Consider the following 25,488-nt stretch of genomic DNA (forward strand, 5'->3'; position numbering starts at 1 on the left):
TGAACCGCCGTATACCGAACGGTACGTACGGTGGTGTGAGAGGACGGGGGCTAGCCACCCCCTCCTACTCGATTGAATCGGGTCGCGGCTACGCCAAAGACTCGGTGTGGCCAGGTTTTCTAACGTAAAAAGCAGGAAACCTATTTCAAACAGAGAATGGTAGCCCATAGCCAAAAAATGGTTCGGGGAGAGTCGAAAGCATGGGATGGTTCCACTCGCTTACGAAATGGTACTGGAAAATTCGCAGACCAATCACCTTGGGCACGAGAGTAATCGCTACCGATGAGCATAGAGGGGTCCTGTTGATTCGCCACACGTATACGATTGGCTGGTATTTGCCAGGTGGAGGGGTGGAGAAGGGCGAATCGTTTTTTGAAGCTGCTCGTCGGGAACTGCGGGAGGAATGCGGAATCACGGTTGATGCACTCTCGCTGTGCCACCTTTTTTATAGTGAAAGAGAAGGCAAAAGGGACCACATTGCCCTTTTCCATACTGCACTGACAGATTCGCAGGAGCCGAAGAGAGATCCTGTAGAGGTTGCGGAAATGCGATTTTTCGCTTGGGACGAATTGCCTGATGATTTGTCACCAGCGACGAAAAGGCGTTTACAAGAATTTCAAGCACAATCTTTTCAAGAAGATAGATGGTAAGGAGAGGGGAATTTATGCATTGCCCTTTTTCCTATGGTATAGTGAAAAAAACGAAAAGAGCTTACTTTAGCGCTTGGAAGGATAAAAGTGAGGGCAGACCAGCATGAAGATTGCGACTGTACTGCGAAATGATGATTATACGCGAGAAGTAGAAAATGAATTGAAAGAAAAGGTAAGGACTGCAGACAGTCCGCACAGATTCGTGTCTGGACCTGACGAACGTCCCGATATGGTGATTTCCATCGGTGGAGACGGGACATTGCTGGAAGCGGTCCATCAATATGGAGCCGAGCCAGCTTATGTGGGCATTCACACGGGGCATCTCGGTTTTTATGCAGACTGGAGACCCGAAGAGCTGGATGAATTCGTGACGCAATTAGTGGAGCAAGAAGAACCGGCGATTGCCGAATATCCCACTGTCGAATGCCGGATCGTGACAAGAGATGGTCAACAATACGATAAATGGGCTTTGAATGAGCTGGTGCTGCGCAATGCGTCCTTATCAACACTAGTGACATGTGTCTACATTAATGGTGATGAGCTCGAGACGTTTCGTGGTGACGGCCTGATTGTGTCCTCTCCGTCTGGCAGTACGGCTTATAACAAAGCAGTGGATGGTGCGATCGTACATCCGTCTATCGAGGCTATCCAGCTATCCGAGATCGCTTCGATCAACAATCAAGCGTATCGTACAGTCAACAGCTCCCTCGTCTTACCGAAGCATCATGAGGTTGAACTGATCGTGATGAACCCTGAGATCATGATTGGATTGGATCGTGAGCAAGCTGTATGGAAGGATGTACGCTCCATTACATGCCGAGTGGGTCAGGATAAGATAAAATTTGCCCGTTACAAGCGACTGACATTTTGGAGCAGAGTACGCAAGTCGTTTATCAAAGGGTAAGTGTATTTTTGGCCGGAAAAAGAGCAGGATGGTTCCGAAGCCAGTGGAGCCATGCCTGCTTTTTGCTATTTGATGATGAGGGAGAGTCAGGAGGAATAAAGAATGAGTAGCAGTCCATTGGAAAAAGTACGTCATTTTGTTCAACGATATCAGCCGGATTTGGAGCCGATCCTTTTTTCTGAGCCATTGCCCACATCGGAAGCTGCTGCTCAGGCGCTAGGTGTAGAGGTCGGCCAGATCGCCAAATCAATCTTGTTTCGTGCTGGCGACAAATACGTGATGTTTGTCGCAGCGGGAGATGTACGCATACATTCGAAGCGGGTCAAAGCGGCTCTGGGCTCGGGAAAAACAAAAATGGCTTCACCCGAAGAGGTACTAGAGGTGACAGGCTATCAGGTAGGAGCAGTTTGTCCGTTTGCTCTGGAAATAGACGTTCCGATTTTTGTGGATCGTTCCTTGCAGCGTTTTTCTCATGTGTATACGGCAGCGGGTATTGCTGAATCGCTTTTGCCCGTTACATACGAGGCATTGCTGCAAATGACTGGGGCAGAGGAGATCGACGCTGCTTCTGCGGAGTAGGGATGCTACAGTTAAAAAACTCCATTCGTGAAAATGGAGTTTTTTACTTTTTTTCTAACAGCAGTTGATAAAAATGCACATCCTGCCATTCCCCGAATTTGAATCCAACCTCGCGAAACTGCCCGATAAACCCAAATCCGAATTTTTTATGCAGGGCGATGCTCGCTTCATTACCACCTACGATTCCGCTAATGACTGTATGGAAACCGAGCTGAACGGCACGTTGGAGGATGACAGCCATCAGTGCCGTGCCAACCCCTTTTCCGTGTGCTTCATTAGACACATAAATAGATAGCTCGGTCGTTTTGGCATAGGCGGGCTTCTCCCGAAAAGAGGACAGGCAGCTGTAGCCAATAATGGCTCCTTCGGATTCAGCGACGAGCAGCGGGTAGTTTTTACCATGCTTGTAAAACCACACTTCGCGCTGCTCCAGGCTCTGCTCTTCCAAATCAAAAGTAGCAACCAGATTCCGAATCGCATGGTTGTATATGTCCAGCATGGCTGGCAAATCATCAATAACGGCATCACGAATACGTATCATGGGTGAGGATCTCCTTTTAATAAAGTGAACACTAACAATGAACATCCTTAACGAAGAGCTTCGTATATCTGTCTTAGATTTGTATATCCCACTGCTTGTGCTTTGGTCAAATACTTTCCCCATAAAGCTGCGGCAGCCACTGCATCGCAATAGGCATGATGGCGGCGTGAAATCGGTATGTCATGCAAGGCGCAAAGAGCATCTAGCGAGCCATTGCCGACAGGGCTGCTGAGCAACCGGATGAACAGCATCGTGTCGAGCATACGGTGCGTAAGCGGGCGTTTGCTGGTCTTCCACAGTCCGGCTCGAAAAAATTCCCTTTCGTGGCGAGAATGATGCGCCACCAACGGACGGTCTCCGACAAAGCGGAAAAATCGTGCCAAGACCTGCACCAGCTCAGGAGCGTCTCGAACCATTTCATCTGTGATTCCAGTCAAGGAACGAATATGGGGAGGGATCGAACGCCCAGGCTTCACCAGGGTGTAAAAGGAATCCCCGAGCACCAATCGATCTCCCTTCATCGCTACCGCACCAATCGAGATGATCTCGTCGCCATGATCGGGATAAAATCCCGTCGTCTCCAGATCGACCACGACGACCTCCATCTCTGCAAGCGGAATATCCGCACTGGAATCTGCCTGCCTGCGTTCCTTGCTCAATGAACGCAAATAAGCGAGATGGTGCTTATCACCCTCGATATGCCCCGTTTCCCATGTTTTTGCGACACTAGCCGACTCGCGGGTAAGGTGCCAAATACGCCGCAAAAGCTCCCATTGTGCCATGGATATGCCCTCCTAACCTTGAAAGACGGACGGGAGCTTAGCTGTCATTCGCTGCAAACGAACGGCTAGCTTCATCGCAGATTTTGCCATCACACTTGTATCAGCAGACAATTCCCCTAGCTTTACGTAGCTGTTGCTCGTGTATTGGCTGTCCTCCCAGTGGAGAGGTGGAACCAGACGCATGCCGAGCAGCTGGCGAAAATGGTCCTCCACCTCGTCACAAAAGCTTCTGCTCCAAATGCCTCGCTCTCGCAAGCAGGCGAGGCGTTCCAAGGTCGTACTGGCAAAAATCCCGTTTGCGAGGGCAAAGTGCCTGACGCAGTTGACGATCGGGAGGTAGATGCCGTATTTCACATTGACAGCACCACGGAAGCGTCCCTTTACCTCTGGCAATATTCGTCCAAACAAGCCAAGCGGTACCTGGTAGTGCAGTGTATTGCTGACCAAGCGACTCAGCAGGAAGGGATTGTTAAATAGTAATTGGCGCAGCCGCACAAATACCGGCGCAAAAACGGCTGATTCCCCCCAGAGGACACGGACGTCACAGGTGAGCAGCAAATAGCGTGCATGCTCCCACGTCGGATGCGAAGCCCAGCGATCGAGCTGATCCAGCCATTGCTCTACACTGCCACGCCATTTTGCCGAGACGCAGGTGACATTTCCCTGACAAGGTGGATAGCCGACTTCTTCCAAGCCGGTGACGATTGTTGCTCCTAGCAAATGGAAATAAGCATGCACTTTTTCAATTTCTGATGTGTCCAAATGTGGTGGAATTAAATAAATCAAACCGTTATCCTGATCGCTAATGATTGCTTGCTCGGACCTGCCCCCACTGCCGAACTGCAAAAAGGCAAAAGGGACGGGCGGAGTACCAACGCCCCTTTTTACGAGCTCACTGACAGAGAGCATGACGCCTTGTCTGATGATGCAGTCATGGATCAGGTTGATGACGATTGAAAACGGAGCCAGCTCTTTGGAGCGGGTAACCAGCTGCAGGGGAGACGGGTCCAGCAATTGCTCCCGTATGCTTGCCAGCTCGCGAAACGACTTTGATGCTTGAATCCTCTCAATCTGCTCAGGAGAGAGTGTGAGAGGCATTGCTTCTGACCGTTGTTTGGGGCTGTATGCGTTCAGGCTGGAGTAGTTCGGGATAGCCGTATCCCCCGTGCTCGCTAAGATCAAGACCAACCACCTCTTCTTCCTCTGTAACTCGTAAACCAATCGTTGCTTTCAAAATGCCTAAAATGAGAAAAGCGACAACGAAGACATACGCCATAGACCCGACCAATCCGAGTGCTTGTATACCCAATTGGTGAAAGCCGCCCCCGTAAAATAACCCTGCACCACCAACCCCTACTTTTTCAGCCAGCTCCGGTGTAGCAAAGAGGCCAGTCGATAGCGTTCCCCAGATGCCTGCAACGCCATGGACAGAGAAGGCAAACACTGGATCATCTATGCCCATACGATCAAACCAGATGGAAGTGAAAAATGTTAGAATACCTGACACCGCTCCAATCAAGACAGCAGCCCACGGATCGACGAAGGCGCAGGAAGCGGTGATAGCTACCAATGCTGCCAGTACGCCATTTAACATGCTTGGGATGTCTGCTTTGCCCATCACGATCCAGGAGATGGCGAGTGCAGCGACAGCGCCTGCGGCTGTTGCCAGATTTGTCGTGACAGCGACATAGCCGAAGAATCCAGAGGTGCTGCCGAGAGTGGAGCCAGCGTTAAATCCAAACCAGCCAATCCACAGAAACAATACCCCCAAGACCGAGTAGACCTGATTGTGCCCGGGTATGGAATTGGAGCTGCCGTCCCGATTGTATTTGCCGATCCGTGGCTTCAACAAAATCGTAGCGACCAGTGCGACGATTGCCCCTTGCAGGTGAACAACAGTCGAGCCGGCGAAATCCTGCATGCCGAGCTGAGCTAACCAGCCGCCACCCCATACCCAATGACCGACGACGGGATAAATAAGGACGGTAAACAAGACGCTGAAAAGAAAGTAAATCGACAGCTTGGCACGCTCGGCGAAGCCGCCCCAAGCGATGGCGAGAGATACAGCAGCAAATGCTAGCTGAAATAAAAAGAGGATCGAAATAGGAATGGAGGACCCAGAAAAAGCGGAGAAAGAGTCTGTTTGTGTCCCGTCGAAGAAGAAGCCGGAGAGTCCAATAAATGAGTTGCCGTCACCAAAGGTGAGACCAAAACCGATGGCCCAGAATGCGATCGAGCAAATCCCAAACGTCAGAACGGTTTTCCCTGCGACGTGACCGGCATTTTTCATGCGAGTCGACCCAGCCTCCAAGAGGGCAAAGCCAACTTGCATGAGGATCACCAGAATTGCAGATACCATGACCCATGTGGCATCAATGGCGGCAGAGAGTTGCACAACAGTCGGTTCCATTCCATCCACTCCTTTTTCGTGTTAGATAACCTAACATCATTTTTATTTATGTCAGATTATATGACGCGAAATTATGAATTGCAATTCTTTTTTCACAAAAGAAAAAACACCAATCTCTGCTGCTTAAGCAGAATGTGATTGGTGTTCTTGTTCTGACTGGCTGCGTGTGCGCCGCTCCAGCGTGAATCCAATAAAGCAAATCAAAGTGAGGAACAGCCCGCTTATGAGGAACAGCTGCTCTACAGGTAATTTGCCGAGCCAGATGGCTCCGAGGATGCTAGAGAGCATCCCGAAAAACGTGAACAACAGCATGTTGATAGCGAAAACCTTGCCTGTATTTTCATTCGTTGCTTTCAACTGAATAGCGGTAACGGTAGGGATGCCGGAGAAAGGCCCGCCAACACCGGCAATCGCCGCTGCAAGGAAGGCGATCCAGTGGCTCGTACTGCCGATGGTCAGGAGCAAAAATCCGACTGCTTGAAACGACCACCCGATCAAAATGAGGAATAAGTGCCTGGTATAGTAGGCGCGCGCCATGTAGAGACTGCCGAGCAAATTCCCGATGCCGTAAAATCCGATCAAGATCGCAAGTGTACTCCCGTTCCCTTGCTCGATTCGCTCAGCGAGGAAGGGGAAGCCCACGTTGTAGCAAATGACCCAGACGATGAAGCCCAGATTGCTGAATAACAAAACCAGAAAAAGGAGCCTGTTTCGTTTTATTTCGCCAAGTCCAAGGGCAATGTCGTTCACATATTGCTTCGGCGTCATTTTACTTGGAGCCGTTTCGGAACGATTATGAAGAGAGCTGCGAATGGCATAAAGAAAAAAGACCGATACAAGATAGCTTGCTGCATTGACAAAAAACAGGGTAGATAGCGGCACAGAAGTTGCGAGCAACCCGATCGTCATGGGTGCCAAAATTCGCACAGTTCGAAAGGTTGTGTCTGATATCGCGTTGGCTTTGCCGAGCTGCTCTAGCGGAACGATGGTTTTTAGTGCAACTGTCCTGGCTGGTTGAAACAGGCTTGAGAATAACCCGAGCAAAAACTGAGCGGCCAAAAAGAAGGAAAATTGTTCAATTCCGAGTAGCGCCATGATGCCAACTGTAATGACTACCATGATCCGCGCGAGGTCTGCCCCTACCATCAACAGTTTTGGGTTGTACCGGTCTGCCAGAACACCGCCGATCAAATAAAACAGCAGGCCGGCGACCATTTCTGGAATAGCGAGGAGGCTCAGGGCAGTTCCTGATTTGGTAGCTTGCAGCAAGTACCAGAGCAAGGCAAAGCTGTAGCATTGATCTCCGATGTTGGCAGTCAGCTGAGCTAGCCAAAGCTTTAGGTACGATGCGTTTTTCCATAAAGATGTGGATGCTTCCACAATAAATCTCTCCGTCCTGTAACGATTAAGGTTGAGGATATTCGATAGAGTTTTTTTTACTTAGCGTAGCAAGGCAAAGAAAGAAAGTAAAGAGGAAGTAAGTGATAGCAAAAAAGCCGATCTCTCGGCTTTTCTTGCAACTTCTATTGCTCGATCTGATTGTCATTGATATTTTGACTCGTGTGCTGCTTGGATGAGCCCTGGTTTTCTTCCGTATGGGTGTCATCGGCAACGGTGCTGCTCGTCAATCCGGCAACAGCCAATCCTTTTTGATTCAAGTTTTTTGCGCTTTTCCATTTTGCCATACAATAAGCACCCCTTTTTCTTTGAAGTGACTTCTGTCACAACCTTACGATGCCAAACGGGCAGACAATGTACTCAGGCACTTTTTCCCGATAGTTGTTTTGGGTGCACGGTTAGCAGGTATACTTACTATAAGAAGTAAGGCTATTGTGAAAAAGGGGGATGGCGACATGGATGAGTGTGTCATCATCGTCGAGGGGAAGACGGATAGGGAGCGGCTTTTGCGTGTGCTTGCAGAGCCAGTTACTATCGTTTGTACGTACGGCTCCTACAGTGTAGAAAAAGGGGAGCAGCTTGCCAGACAAACGCAAGCGGCGAGTGAAATTTACTTGTTTACAGATGAAGACTACAGCGGGAAAAAGCTGCGCTCCCACTTAGTGGAGGACTTTCCTGATGCGATGCATCTCCATACGCAAAAAATGTATAGGGAAGTAGCAAATACACCCCTCGAAGTGTTGGCAGAAATTTTGGAACGTGCTGGCTTTGCGGTGATTGTGCCTAACCACGACCTGGATTGACAGTCTGGGGATAAAACACCCTTTCATCGGCTATAACAGTAATGGAGGTGCAATTTACTTTGCGTAGTCTGATGACGTTTTTAAACCGCATGAACATCGTGGTCTGGCTGCTCGGCATTTTTATTGGTCACGCTGCTCTTTATCTCATTTTGGGAACTGCTACGTGGCTCGCAACATCGCTTTTAGCAACGGCATTTTATGGCATCATTTTGTTGGTTGGCAAATTAATTGCAAGCCGATACCCTGACAAGGAAGAGAGCAGATAAGAAGCCGGCTCAGATGCAGCCGGCTTTTTTGCCCTTTACAGTCCCGAAAATTGCAGGCCTAAAATGACCAGTCCCAGTATCCATACGTAGATCGCAAAGCCCTTCATGGAGCCTGAGCTAATAATTTTCATCATCCAGCGAATCGCCACATAGCCAGCAATTCCAGCGCAGATTGTTCCCACAAGCATAGGCGCCAATAGAGAGGTTTCAATCGGAGCTTTTACCAGCTTGACGGTTTGCAGCAAGCAAGCCCCGAGGATTGCCGGCAAGGACAGCAAAAACGAAAAGCGGGCAGCATCGGCACGTTCAATTCCTCGCATCAGCGCTCCGGCTATGGTCAAGCCTGAGCGGGAGATGGCGGGCAGAATAGCGGCACCCTGCAAAGTGCCGATGATCAGCGCATCCGTATAGCTGATCTCGTCAAACTTACGGTGTCCACGACGCATGGATTCGACTCCCCACAGAATGGCTCCGGTCACGAGGAATTCCCAGCCGATTGTTACGCCGGTTTGCGATATTTCTTCGAAGAAATCCTCAAAGGTAAGTCCGATAACAGCAGTGGGGATCGTACCGACGAGCAGCAGCTTTGTCAGCTTGCTAAAAGGGTTCGTCAAAACAAAGCGAATCTGCGGCCAAAAGACAATTACCACCGCGATCAATGTCCCGAAGTGGAGCATCGTGTCAAAGAGCAGACCGACCTCTTGCAGGCCAAACAGCTTGCGAAACAAAACCAGATGACCTGTACTGGAAATCGGTAAAAACTCAGTCAAGCCTTGGACAATCCCTAGAAAGATATGTTCAAGCAAAAGCAGCATCGCCAAAAGGTCACTCCTATCTGCATCAGGGTAGAAGAAAAAATGCGGGGGAAGCGTAAGCCAAGCCCTTATTGCTATATGTATGAATGGCGGGATAAGACTTGCCTACTTTGCAAAAAGACGTAAAAAAAGTTGTGGTATTTTCCTCTCGTTGATGGGTATAGTTAGGGTGCATAGAGGATGAGAGCGAGGAAAAGAACGAATGTACAATGGAAGAAGACCGGAGCGGCAAAAACCCGCATCAAAAGTCGCACCAAAAGTCGCATCCCCGAGCAATTTGATGGCGGGAATGACTTTGGAAATGACAGTAACCCGTCAAACCGACATCGGTTATTTTTTGCGTTCAGGCAAGGATGAAGTGTTTCTTCACGTAAATGAAGCTCGTGGACGTTTGGATATGGACGAAGAGGTAGAGGTGTTTTTATACCACGATCACGAAAATCGGCTGGCCGCGACGATGGCTATGCCGTATGTCGCTATGGACGAGTACGGGTGGCTAGAGGTCGTGGATATTTCTCCGCGAATGGGCGTATTTTTGGATAATGGAATCAACAAGGACTTGCTGTTGTTCATAGACGATCTGCCAAAGCTCACTGATGAATGGCCGCGTCCAAAAGATCGCTTGCTCGTAGCCTTGAAGCGCGACAAGCTGGGCAGACTGCTGGCAAAGCCTGTAACGGAAAATGAAATCACACAATTTGCGGTACCTGCCGATGCGCAGATGAAAAACAAGCAGGTTGAAGCAACGGTGTACAAGGTCATCCAGGCAGGAGCCTTTTTGCTGACAGAGGACGATCACATCTTGTTTATTCATCGGGACGAGATGGAAGATCGCATGAGAATGGGGCAAACGGTCAGCTGCCGTGTGAGCTACGTGCGTGAGGATGGACGCTTGAACGGCTCCATGAAGATGAGAAAAGAAGTAAAATATGGCGAAGATGCGGACAAGCTGCTGGACTACTTGAATAGCCGTAACGGCGCGATGCCGTATACAGACAGCACAGATGCTGACATCATTCGGGAGAAATTTCAAATGAGCAAGTCCAGCTTCAAGCGAGCGCTCGGCAAGCTGATGAAAGAACGGCGCGTAGAGCAAGTAGACGGCTGGACAAAAGTCATCGAAAATAACATGCAGTAATAAGTAAACCCTCCAAGGCGTTTTGTGTTCCTTTGAAACGGAACCTACGTCTGGGAGGGTTTCTTTGTGTGTCGTAGCCAGGGTGTCTGGGCAGAGGCTTTTCTCTTCTTTGTCCCTTTTATGCGGTTGTTTGAATTTGCCCTTTTTGCTTGCGACTTTTTAGGTAAGACAGACCGAAAATGACGGCAAGCAGGATGAACCCTGCAATATCACTCTCGATGCCTGGAATGACGGCAAGCACTCCGCCTGCGACAGCTGCGATTCGCTCCAGTATATTCAGCTTAGCCATCCAATAACCGATCAGTCCTGCGCCTACACCGATCATCCCGAGGGTGGAGGTAAACATGACCCAGAGCGATTCGGTAAAGGTCGTATCGATCAAAAGCAAAGCAGGGGAAACGACAAAGATGTATGGGGCCATAAAAGCTGCGATTGATAATCGGGTAGACTCAATCCCGGTCTTGATCGGTTTTGACTTGGCGATACCCGATGCGGCAAAGGCAGCCAGAGCAACTGGTGGAGTGATATCAGCGACGATGCCAAAATAAAACGTAAACATATGGGCGGCTATGACTGGGACTCCAAGCTGGACGAGCGCGGGCGCTGCGATGGTAGAGGTGATGATGTAATTGGCAGTTGTAGGGGTGCCCATGCCAAGAATCAGTGAGGCGATCATGGTAAAAAACAGCGTGAGGAAAAGCTCTCCGCCAGCCAGATCAATCAGCCCATTGGCCAGCTTCAAGCCAATTCCCGTCAGCGTAATCGTACCGACGATAATGCCGGCGCAGGCTGTTGCTGCAACGACACCTAGCGCCATGCGAGCACCGGAAGCAAGCGCCTGCAAAATATCTGCAACAGACATTCGCGTTTCCTTGCGAAAGGCCCCTACTACGATTGTGGAAACGATGCCGATAATCGCGGATCGCTCCGCCGAAATATTCATCATGAGTGCCGAAATAATGATGACGATGGGGAGTAGCAGGTAGACTTTTTTCAGCACCTCTTTTTTGTTAGGCAGCTCTTCCTTCGTCAATCCGCGCAGCCCGAGACGCTTGGCCTCGAAGTGTGTCATGATCCAGATGCCCACGAAAAACAGAATTGCTGGCAGTGCAGCCGATTTTGCAATTTCCAGATACGGTACCCCGATGAATTCCGCCATCAAAAAGGCGGCTGCGCCCATGACGGGAGGCATGATTTGCCCGCCTGTAGAAGAAGAGGCCTCAACAGCTGCCGCGAATTCGGAGCGATAGCCGAGCCGTTTCATCATCGGGATAGTAAAGGAACCTGATGTGACGACGTTTGCAACTGAGCTGCCGCTGATCGTGCCTTGGAGCGCGCTGGAGAAAACAGCCACCTTGGCAGGGCCTCCGATCCGTCTGCCTGCTACCACCAGGGACAAATCGTTGAAATATTCGCCGACCCCTGTCTTTTCCAGAAAGGCCCCGAATAAGACAAAGAGGAAAATAAACGTAGAGGAAACAGCGATGGGTGTTCCAAGTATCCCTTCCAGCGTATAGTAGCTATGACCGATAATTCGCGAGAGATCGCTGCCTCTGTGTTCCAAAAAGCCTGGCATGTAGGGACCGAGATACGTATACAGCAAAAAAATAGTGGCGATGAGAGTAATAGGCAGACCGACTACGCGTCTGGCAGCCTCCAGCACGAGAAGAATGGCAATGCCCCCAACGACCATGTCCAGCGAGGTGTAATTGCCTGTGCGGGTTACCAGTCCCTCGTAATCCACGACCCAATACAGGGTGACGGCAACACCTAAAAGTGCGAGCAGGATATTGATAACCCCGATCTTGTTGCTATCCCCTTTGGTTCTTCCGGCATACAGCAAATACACGAGGCAAAGGCCAAATGCCAAATGGATGGGTCGATGGATTTGGGGAGGAATCGTAAAAAAGAGAGTGTTGGATAGCTGATAGAGGGAAAAGAGGACCAAAAGGCAAAAAGTGATCCACTTCATTGGACCTGCGAGCTGGCGTACGGCAGATTCTTTGTCGTATTGGGCTATCAGCTTATCCATTTCTTGCTGATTCATGTTTGTTGTACTCATCTAGTAACCTCCTAACTCGCTCAGTATGGATCGCTTTTCGGTCTTAATAGTAATGGCTGCTCCTGGCAGCGCAACCAGGTGTAATGGGATTTCTTGACCAGCAAAAAGCAAAGTGTGGTTGGCGCGGATTTGTCCAATAAATAAGTGCAGAGCTGGAAAAACCCGATGCATGTTGCGTAGGAGAAATTGCCCATTTGCAATCACCAGCTCCTCACCGGGTGCCAATTCATTTTCCATTCCGATGCCATAATCATGGAAGGTCATCTCGGATAAAATGAGCTGACCTTCTGTAGTACGGTAGTACTCTTCAACCGCTGAGCGATGTATCGAGTGTGTCCAACGAATGGAAAATTCCCCCTCCTCGCCAAGCCTGCTGCTCCAGATGAGCTTTTGGGTTTGAGAATCACGGATGACGAGCGAAGTGTGCATTGGGACGGTCAGGATGCAGGCGACAGCAAGCATCAAGAGGAAGGAGAAAAGGCGGAACGTGGTCCGCCCTTTTGTAGCTGCAACATCTTTTGGAAGAAGCATACTTTGTTTACTTCACGCCTTTTTCATCAAAGTATTTCTTCGCTCCTGGATGGATCGGAATACTTACGCCAGCCAGTACACTTTCCATTTTGATTTCTTTGGCTTTGGCGTGACCGAGCTTGTCAGTGTTTTCAAAAATGGCCTTGGTCACCTTGTATACGAGGTCTTCGCTTAGATCAGCACGGACCAACAGCATGGATTTGACCGAAACGGTTGTTACCTCTTCCGGAACAGTCTGATACGTATTCGCTGGCACGACTGTTTTTACATAAAATGGATACTTGGCGATGATGGCATCGATTTTGTCTGCGTCTATCGGAATGATTTTTACCCCTATTGTGGCAGCAAGCTCCGTAATCGCAGCAGTCGGTGTACCTGCTGTCTGGAACGCTGCATCGAGCTGACCATCCTGGATGGCTTTGGCTGAATCAGCAAAGGATAAGCGCTGGAGCTTGGTATCATCAAAGGTCAAGCCGTATGCCTCCAATATTTGCTGGGCATTTACTTCAGTACCGCTGCCAGGTGCGCCAACGGAAACGCGTTTTCCTTTCAAATCAGCCACGTTCTTGATGTTACTGTCAGCGGAAACAACGATCTGGATTGTTTCGTCATACAGGGCACCCAAGGCTTGGAAGGCCTCGATTTTTCCATCCTGCTGAAACATGTTGGTCCCTTTGGAGGCGTATTCTGCGATGTCATTTTGTGTAAAGGCGATATCTGCCTTCTTGTCGCGCAAAAGGCGAATGTTCTCCGCGGAAGCACCAGTGGCTTGGGCAGTTGCGGTAATTCCGGCATTTTTGGTAATATGGTCTGCCATACCGCCGCCTAATGGATAATAGGTGCCTCCGGTTCCGCCTGTTGCTATGACAAGCTGTGAAGGGTCATTATTGCCACTGGACGCACTATTGCCACCACATGCTGCCACCAGTGACATGGTTACAAGAAGAACGAGTGAAAGAAGAAAACCGCGCTTTTTCAAAAAGAATCCCCCTCGTCAAAAAGTTCTGTATTTTCTGTTTCTAATTGAATTTTATAGGTCTGCCTATAAAAAACTACAAATATCTATAGAAAAATATAGTAAAATAGGAATATTACAGATAGAGAGAGCGGGCACATATTTTGATGAGAGAAAGTACATTCATTCTTTTGCTAATGCTGCTAGCTGTCCCGATTGCTGGGGAGCTGAAATTTCACCCGTTCCAAGATGAATTTCGAGTCAGCTTTGGTACCACCGCGTTTTTCTTTTTATTGCTCTGGCTGCGCCCTTCTTTGCTAGCAGGAATTTTAACAGGAATAATTGTTGTTCTATTTAGAATTGTCTTGGATTATTTCGATCCCGATTCCTTTTCCTTCCTGCACTCATTTCACATGCATCTGCCGGCCTTCTTCTTTTACGCCACCTTTGCCTGTCTTTTTTCCGTATTTCGTGTAAATACGCTTCATCATCGCCCCCTTTTGGTAGGCATTTTAGGGACGCTCGCTGAAATTACGGCTAATTTAGTCGAGCTTTCCTTTCGCTCACCATCCTGGGAAGGGGTCTTTCAATTATCTGTAGTGGGACAGATTGCGGTCATCGCTGTCATCCGCAGTTTCTTTGTTCTCAGCTTTTTTAGCATGATTCAGCTGCGCCATGCCAAATGGATGGAGAAGGAGCAGCGGATTCGCAACGAACGCGTTTTAATGCTTGTCTCTAATTTGTACGAGGAATCGATTCATCTGAAAAAAACATTGCATCAGGTGGAGGACATCACACGGGAGTGCTATGAGCTTTATCGTGAAATGAAGGAGCGGATAGAGGTTGCTGACGGCAATAAATATGCCAAAAAGCTGCTGCTCATTGCTGGACAGGTTCATGAAGTCAAAAAAGATAATCAGCGGATTTACGCTGGCCTCTCCAAGCTGATTTCTGATGAAAATGCACGCGATTATATGCCGCTTGGCGAGCTCGTGACAATCGTTGTCCATGCGCAAGAAAAGTACGCTCGTTTGCTCGATAAAAATATTCGCTTCACATCCAACGTGGAAATCCCTTATTTGTCCTGTCATATTTACACGACACTGTCACTTATCAACAATCTGGTTGCCAATAGCGTCGAAGCTATTGCGGATCGGGGAACGGTGTCCATCGGCGTTACCATGAATGAAACGGAAGAGTGGATTCGATTTTGTATCGCGGATGATGGGCCAGGCATTGCGGTGAAAGATGTGGAGCTGCTGTTTACTCCCGGATTTACGACCAAATATGATGGTCGGGGGAACCCTTCTACCGGAATTGGTTTGTCCTATGTAAAAGAAATCATTACAAATCTGCAAGGAAACATCGACATAACGGAACCAGCCGAAGGATACACCACTGTATTTGACATTCGCTTGCCGGTTGCAAGTTTGATACAGAAAGGGTGAGCATATGCGCTTTTTCATTGCGGATGATGACCCTGCTATTCGGTTCATGCTAACTCAAATCATTGAGGATGCTGATCTGGGGGAGGTTTGCGGAGAGGCAGAGGATGGCTCCCAAATCGATAGCCATTTTTTGGAATGGAAGCAGGCTGATATCTTGCTCATTGATTTGTTGATGCCGAATCGGGATGGGATTGAGACAGTACGTCAGTTGAACGGGTATCCCGGCAAAATCGTCATGATCTCCCAGATTGAAACGAAAGAACTGATTGCAGAAGCCTACTCGTATGGAATTGAGTATTATGTGACCAAGCCGGTAAATCGGCTGGAGGTAGTCAGTGTTTTGCAAAAGGTCAAGGAACGCATCCGCCTGCAGCAATTCATCGGAGAAATTCAGCGATCTCTGAGCGTCCTGACAACATCCAATACGGTGCAGGCAAGCAAGGAGCAGACCTTATCGCAACAAAGCATGTTGTCTTCGGCGAGGTACCTGCTCACGGAGCTGGGGCTTATTAGTGAAAATGGAAGCAAGGATCTTCTCGATATGATGGACTTTCTCTATCGCTGGGAAAAGGAGAATACGGGAGATGCCCGCTTCCCTTCCTTGCGCGAAATCTTTTTGCAGGTAGCCGCTCATAAGCTAGGGGCTGGACCTATGGCCCAAAAAGAAATGAAGGCAGCAGAGCAAAGAGTTCGCCGCGCCATTTACCAAGCATTGACCCACCTCGCCTCACTGGGACTGACAGACTTTAGTCATCCGAAATTCGAGAGCTACGCGTCTACCTTTTTTGATTTTACGGAGGTGCGAAAGCGCATGCGGGAGCTGGAGGGTCAGATGGAATCAGCTGTGCCTGCGACGCCGAGAATCAACACGAAAAAATTCATTTTTATGCTCTATATGGAGTCGAAAAGACGAATAGGGTAAGTGGCAGTTGACTTTTTGGAGCGAGCCTCTAAATGTGGTAAGATATTTCTATTGTTGTTGGGAGGGAAGCTCGTGAGCGAACTACGTAATCCGTGGCAGTTACTATACCGTGTTTATCGCCATGTACAACCTGTGCTGGAGCGAGAGTTTGCAGCCTGGTATAAAAAGGCACAGGCGATTCCCAACCCGGAGCTACGAAAGCAGGCACAAGACAGCATGGACTCCAAGAAGTTTCACTGTCAAGGCGGGTGTGTCTACGCCGCACAAGTAGTAGGGCATGTAGAAACGATCGTGCCTCTCATTGTTGCTTATCAGACTATCAGTGATTATTTGGACAACTTGTGTGATCGCAGTACATCGCTTGATCCGCAAGATTTCAGACAGCTGCATGTATCCATGCAGGATGCCTTGACTCCCGGTGCTCCACTGCGAGATTACTATTTGTATCGAGAGGACAAGGATGACGGTGGCTTTCTCGCTGATTTGGTCCAAACCTGTCAGAGGTTCGCAGCACAGCTGCCGGCTTACGAGAAGATTCAATCGCAGGTACTGGAGTTTTCCTGTCTGTATAGCGATTTGCAGGTATATAAGCATATCGATCCAAAACTACGCGAGCAAGAGCTGTTTGCCTGGTGGGATATTCACAAGGAGCGTTACGGCTATATACAATGGCAGGAATTCGCCGCTGTGACAGGGTCTACCATCGGTATTTTTGCCCTGTTTTGTATGGCGACAGATAGCACAGTGAAGGAAGAGCAGATCGAAGTAGTAAGCGAGGCATACTTTCCGTGGATGTGTGGTTTACATATTTTGCTGGACTACTTGATTGACTTGGAAGAAGACAGAATGGGCGGAGATTTGAACTTTGTCAGTTACTATGGGTCCGAGCTCGAAGCGACAGAGCGCTTGCAATTTTTCATCCAACAAGCAAAGGCAAGCGTTAGACGCTTGCCAAATCCTGCATTTCACCGTATGATCGTTGACGGGCTAGTTGCATTCTATCTGGCAGATCGCAAGGTAAATCGCAGCCAGCCACGCATTTATACCATTGCCAAACAACTGTTGAAACAGGCGAAGGGCTTGCCTTCCGTACTGTTTTATGTGAACAGCTTACTAGTAAGGCGATAACGGAGAAGAGGTTAGCGCATATGCTTGCGCTTGTACGAAAAGCCAAATCCCATCAATGAGAAGGCAACTACGATACAGCCAAGGATACCGAGGGGACTTTTCTCCCCGATGGCAATGCCAACTCCGATGAGACAGGCGGTTACGCAAAAAGCCAAAGCCAGTGTTACCATTTGATAACGATTCATCGGTCTGTAACCTCCTATCTGTCAATGCTCCCATTATACCTTATTTTCCGCGAAAAATATCAAGGGAAAGATTCCGGAAAACCCGGTAAAATATTGTGCGAAGTGGTGGATACCGCAGATGGAAAGCATTTTACAATTCAAAAAAAATAATCAGATGTTTGAAGGGAAAGTAACCTACGAAGAAGGCGACCTGATAGAAGTCGTGTTTTCTTCTCCGTTGGATGTGACAGTAGGTGACCAGCTCCCCTGTTTATTGAATGTTGATTATGAAACCATTAGTAACTTTGATGCGGTTGTAGTGGCAAAAGATCAAAATCGGCTATTTTTGTTTCATTCACCGACGGCTACTGAGTTTCGTGAACAACGCAGGCGCTATCCAAGATTTGATATGGAGGTAAAAGGCTGGATTCAATATCCGACCCAAGAGCCTGATTCGCTGTTTTCTGTTTACAGCCATATGGTTGATCTCGTGAATTTGAGCTTGGGGGGGCTAGCGTTTCGTATGGACAAACCGATTCCTTGCGAAAAAGGGCTAGTTTTTTCAGTAGAGTTGTATGGACGCAATCGCCCGGACGGAGTCGTCAAGGCAGAGCTGCAAATCATTCACGAGCGCATCGAAGGTCCTCATTATTTGTTTGGTGGCACGATCAAAGGCATTAACGCACGCCATTTTCACAATCTGCGCAAATATATACTGCATCGGCAAATTGAAGAACGCAGGCAAGTCCAAATAGAACAAACGATTTGATTATCAGCGAGTGTACACTTCTCGAACCTGCCTCCTGATCATTCCTTCCTCATGAGAAAGCATCCTTAGAGAAGGCCTCGATTGAGGTTTTCTTTTCGTTCCAAAAAAACTTACCTACATAATTATTTGTAGCGGTAAATGATAGGCAATTGGTATTGTCAAAAAGCCATCCTTGTAGTTACTATTGTAGTAGTGACTAACAGGAGGGCTTTTTATGCTGCAAGCGATGGTTGTTGTTTTCGGCTTTATGGCATTAGGTTTTTTTGCGCAACGGAGAGAGGAACAGAATCGTTCACTGGCGAAGCTTTGTCTGTATTACCTCATTCCGATTTTGATTTTTCAATCTTTTGTTCACACTGGGGTATCTGTTCAGTCTCTTGGCATGATCGTACTTCACTTTTTTGTAACCACCCTGCTGGTGTATGTGCTGCTGGTTCAAGTCGTTGGACGCTTGTTCGGCTGGAAGCATGAGGAACTGAAGTGGAATGCCCTTGCTGCCACCTTGGCGAATGTTGGTTATTTTGGACTCGCGGTGATCCGCTATGCAGTCGGCGAAGATGCCGTTCCGTATGCGGTGGCAGTTTCCCTCGCTTTTAACCTGTACATGGCTTTCTTCGGGTTTGCGCAGGTTGGTGGTGAACGGGAGTGGAGTGGCAAAGTTCGGAGGGTGCTGCAAAATCCGTATTTGTACGCTGTTATAGCTGGCTTGCTGTGGAAAGGCTTTGAACTGACCATGCCTGATGCACTGGACGCCTTTCTTAATTTGGCAGCCAGTGCCACGCTTCCGTTGACTTTGCTTTTGACAGGGGCAGAAATGCGCAAGAATCGTTATGGAAAAGAAGGACTATGGGATGCAGCAAAGGTAAGTATAGTGAAGCTGGTACTGCCGGTACTCGTAGCCTGGCCACTAGCTGTATGGATGACAGATGATAAAGTGGAGCAAAGTGTAATGATCCTCATGTTTGGGATGCCCACGTCATTAAATTTATTGCTGCTGGCCAAAGACCAGGAGAGAGATACCACCAGCTTGGCGATGATTATATTACTGACTACGATTGCGAGTCCGTTTACGCTGATGTTTGTGATGAACCATTTGCCATAGATGAAAAAGGAGAGAGATTGTGAGTACATTACTAGAGCAGCTCCAGCTTTTTGGATTCAATCAGTACGAAGCCAAGGCATACATGGCGCTCGTCAGCTTGGGCGCGTCCAATGCTTATCAGATCAGCAAGGAGTCGGGCATTCCTCGCGCCCGCGTATACGACACGCTCGATACGTTGGTTGGTCGCGGAATTGCTATGCTGGAGGAAGCGGAGGATGGGACAAAAAGCTATGCGCCGCTGCCTGTTGACGTATTTCTCGATCAGGCGAAGCAGTCTTTTGAAGAGAGCTGGAGCAAGGTCGCTGACGAATTGCGGACGATGGAAAAACGTGAACCGAAAAGCGACGTCTCGCTTACGACGGTCAGAGGCGAAGACAACGTGCTTTCTTTTTGCCGCATTATGATTAGGCGAGCCAAGGAGCGGATTCTGTTGTCTATGTGGGAGCCCATGTACGACAAGCTGAAAAACGAGCTGCTTGCAAAGGAAAAGGCAGGCTGCTCGATTAAAGGCATCCTGTTTGATGTGGACAATCCGATGGGAGGCTTGTATAAGCACCGAACCAATGAATATATAAACAAGCAGACAGAAGAACGATGGTTTGTTTTATCGATTGATGGAAAAGAATTGTTGTATGGACATTCAGCCGAGCGAAAAGGAAATGCGTATTACACCGATGATCCGGTCCATATATTTTTGATGGAAGATTATATATGGCATGACATTCTCGTCAATCGCCTCGTGGAGGCAGGAAGTCAGGAACAGCTCGACAAATGGATTTTGCCTGAGATGGAACAGTTCTTTGGCAGAAAAATGCTGCCGGAATCGTATTGGACAAATCAGGGTGAGAGGAATGGATGAGATGTGGAATAAATGGCTAAGCATTTTGCTGGTTATAATTCTGAGCGTGCCGGTAGTTGCTTGTGAAGCCAACAATGTGGTGCAGTCAGAGGCGAATCAGCAACTATTTCCGTACACAGTGGAGGTAGCTGCACAGCAGCTCGATGTTCCGTGGGAAATGGACTTCGCGGCGGACGGTCGCATCTTCTTTACAGAAAGACCAGGGAGAGTGCGAATCATTCAAGCAGGCAAGCTGTTGCCCGAGCCGCTTATTTCATTCCCAGCTCCTTTTGTCAGTGAGGGAGAGGGAGGGCTGCTCGGGCTAGTGCTTGACCCTCAATTTGCTCAAAATCATTATGTGTATGTGTACCAGACGTATCGGGAAGGACAAGACACGTACAATCGCGTACTGCGTCTGCTGGAAAATAACAGTAAGGCTGTCATCGACAAGGTGCTGATCGATAAAATTCCAGGCAGTTCGATCCACAATGGAGGCTGAATTAAAATTGGCCCTGATCAACGACTCTACATAACGACAGGAGATGCGAGGAGGCCCGAGCTAGCCCAGGATCGAGCCAGTCTCGCAGGAAAAATTTTGCGTATCAATCTGGATGGAACGATTCCTGTGGACAATCCTTTCCCTGGCTCCCCCATATATAGCTGGGGACATCGCAATCCGCAGGGCATCGCCTGGAACCCGCAAACAGGCTTTTTGTACAGCTCTGAGCATGGTCAGTCCGCGCATGATGAGATCAATCGGATTGAAGCTGGAGCCAATTATGGCTGGCCAGAAATACAAGGCACGGAGCAAAGAGCAGGGATGAAGTCCCCGATCCTGCAAAGCGGGGACATTACATGGGCACCATCAGGGATGACATTTGTATCGAAAGGGCCATGGGCAGGCGAGCTGCTCGTTGCCAATCTGCGCGGTGAGCAGCTGCAACGAATCTCGATAGACCCGAATCAGCCAGATACGGTTCGCGAATCCACCGCTTTGCTTCAACAGCAGTACGGACGGCTGCGTGATGTGGTTGAAGCTCCCGACGGCTCGCTCTATTTGTTGACGAACAATCGGGATGGTCGCGGCGAGCCAAAGGAAGGCGACGACAAAATCATCCGGCTTGCTTTGAAACAACAGTAGTGGCAGCTCTCGGCTTGCCCCAGATGAGTCGCTGAATCAATATTGCGCCAGCCCCGACACCTGTAATCAGAAGGCCGACCCACAAGAATGCGGTACTTGGCCCCAAAAGCGTCATCAAAAATCCTCCCATAAGCGGAGCGATAATGAAGGTGGCACTTGTGATCGAATCAATAATTCCTCTGACCCTTCCGAGCGCTTCTGGAGGGGTTTCTTTTTGGACGAGATAATTGGTTCCAACAGAGGTAAGCCCTGTTCCGATTCCTGCAATCAGAGACGCAACCAGTATCCAATACATCCCATTGCCAGGCTGATAATATCCGATTGCAGCAAAGCCGATGCCGATCAAGAAGACACCGCCACCCAGCACCCAGCCGTATGACCGGATTTCCTTCAGGCGCTGCAGCCAGGTTACCGTGAAAAGTGCTCCGAGTCCGATTACACTGACCGAATATCCGACCATTTCCGGATTATGAGGTACTTTTTCTCGAAATATTACGGGAAACTGAGCATCAGCCAACTGGATAGCCATCATGGCAGCTACGCTGAACAGGGTGCTATACAATAGCACGCGGTTTTGCAAAAAGACACTCCAGCCTTCCTGCCATGCCTGGCGTAGCGGCAGTGCCCGAGCCTGTGAGTCAGAACGTGGCAAATTATCCTCAATACGGCGAATGGTCAAAAGAAAGGCAGTGGAAAGCAGGTAGCTCCCTGCATTAATAATCAGGCAAATGGCAGGTGCAAAAAATGCGGCCACCAATCCTCCGAGAAGCGGACCGATCAACTTCCCCATTTGATAAACGGCACCATTCAACGAGGTTGCTTTTAACAGCTGATCGGGAGTAACGATTTGGCGTGTCAGTGTCTGCTGCGCGGGATCATTAAAGACGGAAGCGCATGACCGGAGTGCGATGACCACGAGAAACCAAGCCGGATTGGGCATCGCGAGCAATAACAGTGTTAGACACGCCTGAATGATATCCATGAGAATCATCATCTTGACTTTGTTGACGCGGTCAGCCATCACACCTGCGAACTGTCCGAGCACGATTCCTGGAGCAGCATAGGCAATCGGCAAAATCGCCATCGTTATCGGATCGGCCTGCCAGACAAACCCCAAAAGGATCGAAACGGCAATAAAATCAAACCAATCACCAAGGGTAGAGAGGCCATAGGCGATAAACAGCTTGCGAAATGTTTTGTTTTCCCTGAGCAAAAAAATCCCTCCATCGATCTGTTACTTCCGATCATAAGAGGGAATTGTCAGAGGCATATCATATGGATCATGGAATCATGGGAGCAAAGACAGGATCACTTTTTTCAAATAGTCAAATTGATACTCTTCTGAAAAGCCCGCCCATATTTTCTGGTATTTGTTCTCCCATTCTGGGTCACAATCAAAATGCTGAAAAAATAACAAAATGTTGTGTACCGCATAAATCAAGTGGGGGACAAATTGGGTCGCACGAATGACTTCGATGCCCTCATCCAAAAGACGCCGGGCTTTGGCGTATTCGTTGCGCCGATACAAGCATATTCCTTGCATGACGGTAAAGCTGCCTAGCTCGCGCTGCATCGGGATCGTTTGCAATATTTCAGTGGATCGACGAATCAACTCTTCGGCTTCTTCCACTTGATCCGACAGGATGGCGAGGACCGTTTGTTCAGCTTGCAGAAACAGGGTGAAACTCTCGGAATTAAGTCCGTCTACGATTTGCTTGGCTTTGCTGATTTGTTGCCGTGCCAGATCCCATTCACCAGCCTGCGCATACAAGGCGATCGCATTGATTTGCAGCTCATCCTGAAAAGAAGCAGGCATCTGGTCCTGATGTTTGACCACTCGCTTAAATACATCGATGGTTTTGTGAGAGTCCATTTCAGTCATGTGATACAGGTGAAAAAGATAAAACAGCTTATCCCCCATGGGAGCTGTTTTGTCCTCGACAAACCACGCAAAATCGCCCGTAATAAACCGCATGTACATCGCGTAAAAAGGGTCCATCTGAAACCCGAGCACCTCTTGATTGGCAGAGAGCGTCTGCATGGCAGCGCCCATCCCCATACCGTGATAGGTGGACAGCATTTTTTGAATACTTTCCGAGAAGCCGCGATTTAGCATATCGGGTTGAAGCGACTGTTGCTGCTGTTTCCAGGTCAGACGATAGCCGACCCCGCGAACCGTATCAATCGTAAACAAATGCGACCATTTTTGCAGCTTTTTACGCAGGCGGTAGATGTGGTCATCGACAGTGCGATCTGTGGGCTCCTCTAATGCCCATACACGATCGAGCAGATTTTCACGTGAGAACGTCCGATTTTTCCCCGTAAATAAAAAATGAAGCAACGCGTATTCCTTCGGTAACAGTACGATTGTCTCTCCCGCGTACTGAACTTCATATTTATCATCGGACCAAGTAATTAGCCCCATCCGAATGATCCCTCATTTATATTGTATTTTCTCATTTTATTGTAAAGCGTTCCTCGCGACATGCCGAGTAGCTCTGCTGCTGCCTTTTTGTTGCCATACGTGCGCTCCAAAGCTGCGACGATACGCTCACGCTCCGTCGAGGCAGGCTCCGGTGCGTATAAAGAGTGTGGCAGTGGACGAGAAGCAATGGCAGGTGAAAAGGAAATACTTTTCGAAACGGTCACAGATGGCAATGACTCATTAGAGTGAGAACGAATGACTGAAGGCAAATGCTCGGGCAAAATGACGCCGTTTTCCTGCAGAATGGACAGGCGCTCAATGACATTGCGTAGCTGCCGGATGTTGCCTGGCCAGCTGTAATCAAACAAGGCTTGCATTACCTCGGAGGTAATACGTGGAACAGATTGTTCATGGGTCACTGAATACTCGTGGATAAAAATTTGCACCAGCTCGGGCAAGTCCTCACTTCTTTCGCGCAGCGGAGGAACCTCCAGTGAAAATACATTGAGCCGGTAGTAGAGGTCTTCGCGGAACCGACCGTCGAATACCATCTGTTCGAGCTGACGATTGGTGGCTGCCACAATTCGCGTATTAACGGAAATCGGCTCAGTCCCGCCCACGCGGTAAAATTGTCTTTCCTGCAAAGCACGTAGCAGCTTCACCTGTAATTCCAGCGGCAATTCACCAATCTCGTCGAGAAACAGCGTGCCTCCGTGTGCCAGCTCCAGCTTGCCTGGCTTGCCTTTTTTCTCCGCACCCGTGAAGGCTCCGCCCTGATAACCGAACAGCTCGCTCTCAAACAGGGCAGCAGGGATCGCTCCGCAGTTTATGGCGATGAACGGCTTTTCTCTACGGCGGCTAGCCTGATGAATGGCTTTGGCGAACAGCTCCTTGCCGACACCGCTTTCGCCGTAAATGAGCACGGTAGCATCTGTTTGTGCCACTTTTTTGGCCGAGCTGATAGCAGACTGAATTGAGGCTGAATGTCCCTTGATCGCATAAAATGGATCGTCTGCTGCTTGAAAACGGCTCATTTCCTGTTGCAGGTTATGAAGATGGGCAGTGGTATGCGCCAGCTCCTCATTGAGCCTTACCAACTCGGTAATATCCTGTTCAATCGAAATGGCGCCAATGATGCGACCCTCCAACCGAATAGGCGCGGCATTAATTAACACGTGACTGTCTGGCCGTGGAATGTGATAAACGCGCTGAACAGAGGTTCCTTGCCGCAGGGCATCGAGCAGACGAATGGATTCACTGGCAAAATGCTCATCCAGAGAGGTACCGATTACCCTAGAGCGATCAATTTCATAAATGGTTTGAGCTGCTCGATTCCAATGCTGGACGACATTGCGGGAATCGACGATGGTAACGGCTTCGCTCATCGTATCCATCAAGGTGCCGAGCAAAACAGACTGATTTTGAACCAGGGTGAGAAAAGCAGTGAACAGTTGATGAGAGGAAATGATACCAGTCGGAGTCCCCTTGTCGTTGAGCGTGACCAAGGCGGGCATCGCCTCGTCATTCAGGAAAGAACGAATCTGCCTGGTGGATTCCTCCAAAGTCGCAGATTCTTGAACAGCGATTACCTTCACCGTACGCTCTCCGTCTATCCACACACCTTCTTTTTCTCCAGCGCGTATCCTGATCTGGGCAGGATTTACAGGGGTCGCAATCGAAGAGACAACGCTATCCAGTGAAAATAACGGTTTCAAAA

The 25,488-nt window shown here is 48.9% G+C and carries 26 protein-coding genes and 1 pseudogene; 13 read left to right on the plus strand and 14 right to left on the minus strand.

What is annotated here, in order from left to right; all coding sequences use genetic code 11:
* The first annotated feature begins 200 nt into the window (after positions 1-200).
* From SB752_RS27460 to SB752_RS27470, 3 genes are all read left to right on the plus strand, one after another.
* A complete protein-coding gene (locus SB752_RS27460; RefSeq protein ID WP_410718645.1) occupies positions 201-650 on the plus strand; it encodes an NUDIX domain-containing protein in 450 nt (149 codons plus the stop codon).
* Between the two features lie 103 nt (positions 651-753).
* On the plus strand, positions 754-1,554 hold the full coding sequence (locus tag SB752_RS27465) for an NAD kinase (protein WP_410718646.1): 801 nt from the start codon (positions 754-756) through the stop codon (positions 1,552-1,554).
* A gap of 102 nt (positions 1,555-1,656) precedes the next feature.
* Entirely contained in the window at positions 1,657-2,133 is a 477-nt protein-coding gene (locus SB752_RS27470) for a YbaK/EbsC family protein (protein WP_410718647.1), read from the plus strand.
* A gap of 43 nt (positions 2,134-2,176) precedes the next feature.
* On the opposite strand, the gene SB752_RS27475 is transcribed toward SB752_RS27470, so the two are convergent.
* From SB752_RS27475 to SB752_RS27500, 6 genes are all read right to left on the minus strand, one after another.
* On the minus strand, positions 2,177-2,674 hold the full coding sequence (locus SB752_RS27475) for a GNAT family N-acetyltransferase (RefSeq protein ID WP_410718648.1): 498 nt from the start codon (positions 2,672-2,674) through the stop codon (positions 2,177-2,179).
* 47 nt (positions 2,675-2,721) lie between these two features.
* Entirely contained in the window at positions 2,722-3,456 is a 735-nt protein-coding gene (locus SB752_RS27480; protein ID WP_410718649.1) for an exonuclease domain-containing protein, read from the minus strand.
* A gap of 12 nt (positions 3,457-3,468) precedes the next feature.
* A complete protein-coding gene (locus tag SB752_RS27485; RefSeq protein ID WP_410718650.1) occupies positions 3,469-4,638 on the minus strand; it encodes a DUF294 nucleotidyltransferase-like domain-containing protein in 1,170 nt (389 codons plus the stop codon).
* Positions 4,532-5,866 carry an ammonium transporter gene (locus tag SB752_RS27490; RefSeq protein WP_410718651.1) on the minus strand — a complete coding sequence of 445 codons (1,335 nt, stop codon included), beginning with the start codon at positions 5,864-5,866 and terminating at the stop codon, positions 4,532-4,534. Before SB752_RS27490 ends, SB752_RS27485 begins: the two co-directional genes overlap by 107 nt.
* A 123-nt stretch (positions 5,867-5,989) precedes the next feature.
* Entirely contained in the window at positions 5,990-7,246 is a 1,257-nt protein-coding gene (locus tag SB752_RS27495; protein ID WP_410718652.1) for an MFS transporter, read from the minus strand.
* Positions 7,247-7,389: 143 nt separating this feature from the next.
* On the minus strand, positions 7,390-7,551 hold the full coding sequence (locus tag SB752_RS27500) for a hypothetical protein (protein WP_410718653.1): 162 nt from the start codon (positions 7,549-7,551) through the stop codon (positions 7,390-7,392).
* 168 nt (positions 7,552-7,719) lie between these two features.
* On the opposite strand from SB752_RS27500, the gene SB752_RS27505 reads away from it, so the two are divergent.
* On the plus strand, positions 7,720-8,067 hold the full coding sequence (locus SB752_RS27505) for a toprim domain-containing protein (RefSeq protein ID WP_410718654.1): 348 nt from the start codon (positions 7,720-7,722) through the stop codon (positions 8,065-8,067).
* Positions 8,068-8,126: 59 nt separating this feature from the next.
* A complete protein-coding gene (locus SB752_RS27510) occupies positions 8,127-8,333 on the plus strand; it encodes a hypothetical protein (protein ID WP_213024179.1) in 207 nt (68 codons plus the stop codon).
* Positions 8,334-8,368: 35 nt separating this feature from the next.
* Here the strand turns inward: SB752_RS27510 and SB752_RS27515 are convergent, their stop codons facing one another.
* Positions 8,369-9,148, minus strand: coding sequence for an undecaprenyl-diphosphate phosphatase (locus tag SB752_RS27515; RefSeq protein WP_410718745.1), 780 nt, complete (start codon positions 9,146-9,148; stop codon positions 8,369-8,371).
* A 280-nt stretch (positions 9,149-9,428) separates the two neighbouring features.
* On the opposite strand from SB752_RS27515, the gene SB752_RS27520 reads away from it, so the two are divergent.
* A complete protein-coding gene (locus SB752_RS27520) occupies positions 9,429-10,286 on the plus strand; it encodes a CvfB family protein (protein WP_410718746.1) in 858 nt (285 codons plus the stop codon).
* A 118-nt stretch (positions 10,287-10,404) separates the two neighbouring features.
* Here SB752_RS27520 and SB752_RS27525 read toward each other — a convergent pair whose 3' ends face one another.
* Genes SB752_RS27525 through SB752_RS27535 form a run of 3 tightly spaced genes read right to left on the minus strand, consistent with a single transcriptional unit; the run spans position 10,405 to position 13,858 of the window.
* Positions 10,405-12,348: a TRAP transporter permease gene (locus SB752_RS27525; protein WP_410718655.1), complete on the minus strand. Its 1,944-nt coding sequence runs from the start codon at positions 12,346-12,348 to the stop codon at positions 10,405-10,407.
* On the minus strand, positions 12,349-12,879 hold the full coding sequence (locus tag SB752_RS27530) for a DUF1850 domain-containing protein (protein ID WP_410718656.1): 531 nt from the start codon (positions 12,877-12,879) through the stop codon (positions 12,349-12,351). It lies immediately after the preceding gene.
* 7 nt (positions 12,880-12,886) lie between these two features.
* Entirely contained in the window at positions 12,887-13,858 is a 972-nt protein-coding gene (locus SB752_RS27535; RefSeq protein WP_410718657.1) for a TAXI family TRAP transporter solute-binding subunit, read from the minus strand.
* Positions 13,859-14,001: 143 nt separating this feature from the next.
* On the opposite strand from SB752_RS27535, the gene SB752_RS27540 reads away from it, so the two are divergent.
* The 3 genes from SB752_RS27540 to SB752_RS27550 all read left to right on the plus strand — a co-directional run bounded on the left by SB752_RS27540 (position 14,002) and on the right by SB752_RS27550 (position 17,332).
* On the plus strand, positions 14,002-15,282 hold the full coding sequence (locus SB752_RS27540) for an ATP-binding protein (RefSeq protein ID WP_410718658.1): 1,281 nt from the start codon (positions 14,002-14,004) through the stop codon (positions 15,280-15,282).
* A gap of 4 nt (positions 15,283-15,286) precedes the next feature.
* On the plus strand, positions 15,287-16,204 hold the full coding sequence (locus SB752_RS27545) for a response regulator (RefSeq protein WP_410718659.1): 918 nt from the start codon (positions 15,287-15,289) through the stop codon (positions 16,202-16,204).
* A gap of 72 nt (positions 16,205-16,276) precedes the next feature.
* Complete coding sequence (locus SB752_RS27550; protein ID WP_410718660.1) at positions 16,277-17,332, plus strand: tetraprenyl-beta-curcumene synthase family protein; 1,056 nt, start codon at positions 16,277-16,279, stop codon at positions 17,330-17,332.
* Between the two features lie 11 nt (positions 17,333-17,343).
* Here the strand turns inward: SB752_RS27550 and SB752_RS27555 are convergent, their stop codons facing one another.
* Positions 17,344-17,517 carry a DUF5325 family protein gene (locus tag SB752_RS27555; RefSeq protein ID WP_161807248.1) on the minus strand — a complete coding sequence of 58 codons (174 nt, stop codon included), beginning with the start codon at positions 17,515-17,517 and terminating at the stop codon, positions 17,344-17,346.
* Between the two features lie 118 nt (positions 17,518-17,635).
* On the opposite strand from SB752_RS27555, the gene SB752_RS27560 reads away from it, so the two are divergent.
* The 4 genes and pseudogenes from SB752_RS27560 (at position 17,636) to SB752_RS27575 (ending at position 21,346) form a co-directional block, all read left to right on the plus strand.
* Positions 17,636-18,265 carry a PilZ domain-containing protein gene (locus SB752_RS27560; RefSeq protein WP_410718661.1) on the plus strand — a complete coding sequence of 210 codons (630 nt, stop codon included), beginning with the start codon at positions 17,636-17,638 and terminating at the stop codon, positions 18,263-18,265.
* A gap of 214 nt (positions 18,266-18,479) precedes the next feature.
* Positions 18,480-19,367, plus strand: a complete 888-nt coding sequence (locus SB752_RS27565; protein WP_410718662.1) for an AEC family transporter — start codon at positions 18,480-18,482, stop codon at positions 19,365-19,367.
* A 19-nt stretch (positions 19,368-19,386) separates the two neighbouring features.
* Positions 19,387-20,226, plus strand: coding sequence for a TrmB family transcriptional regulator (locus SB752_RS27570; protein WP_410718663.1), 840 nt, complete (start codon positions 19,387-19,389; stop codon positions 20,224-20,226).
* Positions 20,227-20,383: 157 nt separating this feature from the next.
* Positions 20,384-21,346 (plus strand): annotated as a pseudogene (locus tag SB752_RS27575) (PQQ-dependent sugar dehydrogenase).
* Here SB752_RS27575 and SB752_RS27580 read toward each other — a convergent pair.
* The 3 genes from SB752_RS27580 to SB752_RS27590 form a co-directional block, all read right to left on the minus strand.
* The gene (locus SB752_RS27580) at positions 21,318-22,559 is read right to left on the minus strand and encodes an MFS transporter (protein WP_410718664.1); all 1,242 of its coding nucleotides are present in this window, start codon (positions 22,557-22,559) and stop codon (positions 21,318-21,320) included. The pseudogene SB752_RS27575 and the gene SB752_RS27580 overlap by 29 nt on opposite strands.
* 75 nt (positions 22,560-22,634) lie before the next feature.
* On the minus strand, positions 22,635-23,771 hold the full coding sequence (locus SB752_RS27585; protein ID WP_410718665.1) for a winged helix-turn-helix domain-containing protein: 1,137 nt from the start codon (positions 23,769-23,771) through the stop codon (positions 22,635-22,637).
* Positions 23,762-25,486 carry a sigma-54 interaction domain-containing protein gene (locus tag SB752_RS27590; RefSeq protein WP_410718666.1) on the minus strand — a complete coding sequence of 575 codons (1,725 nt, stop codon included), beginning with the start codon at positions 25,484-25,486 and terminating at the stop codon, positions 23,762-23,764. The genes SB752_RS27585 and SB752_RS27590 overlap by 10 nt, the downstream gene beginning before the upstream one ends.
* Positions 25,487-25,488 lie beyond the last annotated feature (2 nt).

Origin of the sequence: Brevibacillus sp. SIMBA_040, from assembly GCF_046535075.1 — a bacterium.
In the GTDB taxonomy this organism is placed as follows: Bacteria; Bacillota; Bacilli; order Brevibacillales; family Brevibacillaceae; genus Brevibacillus.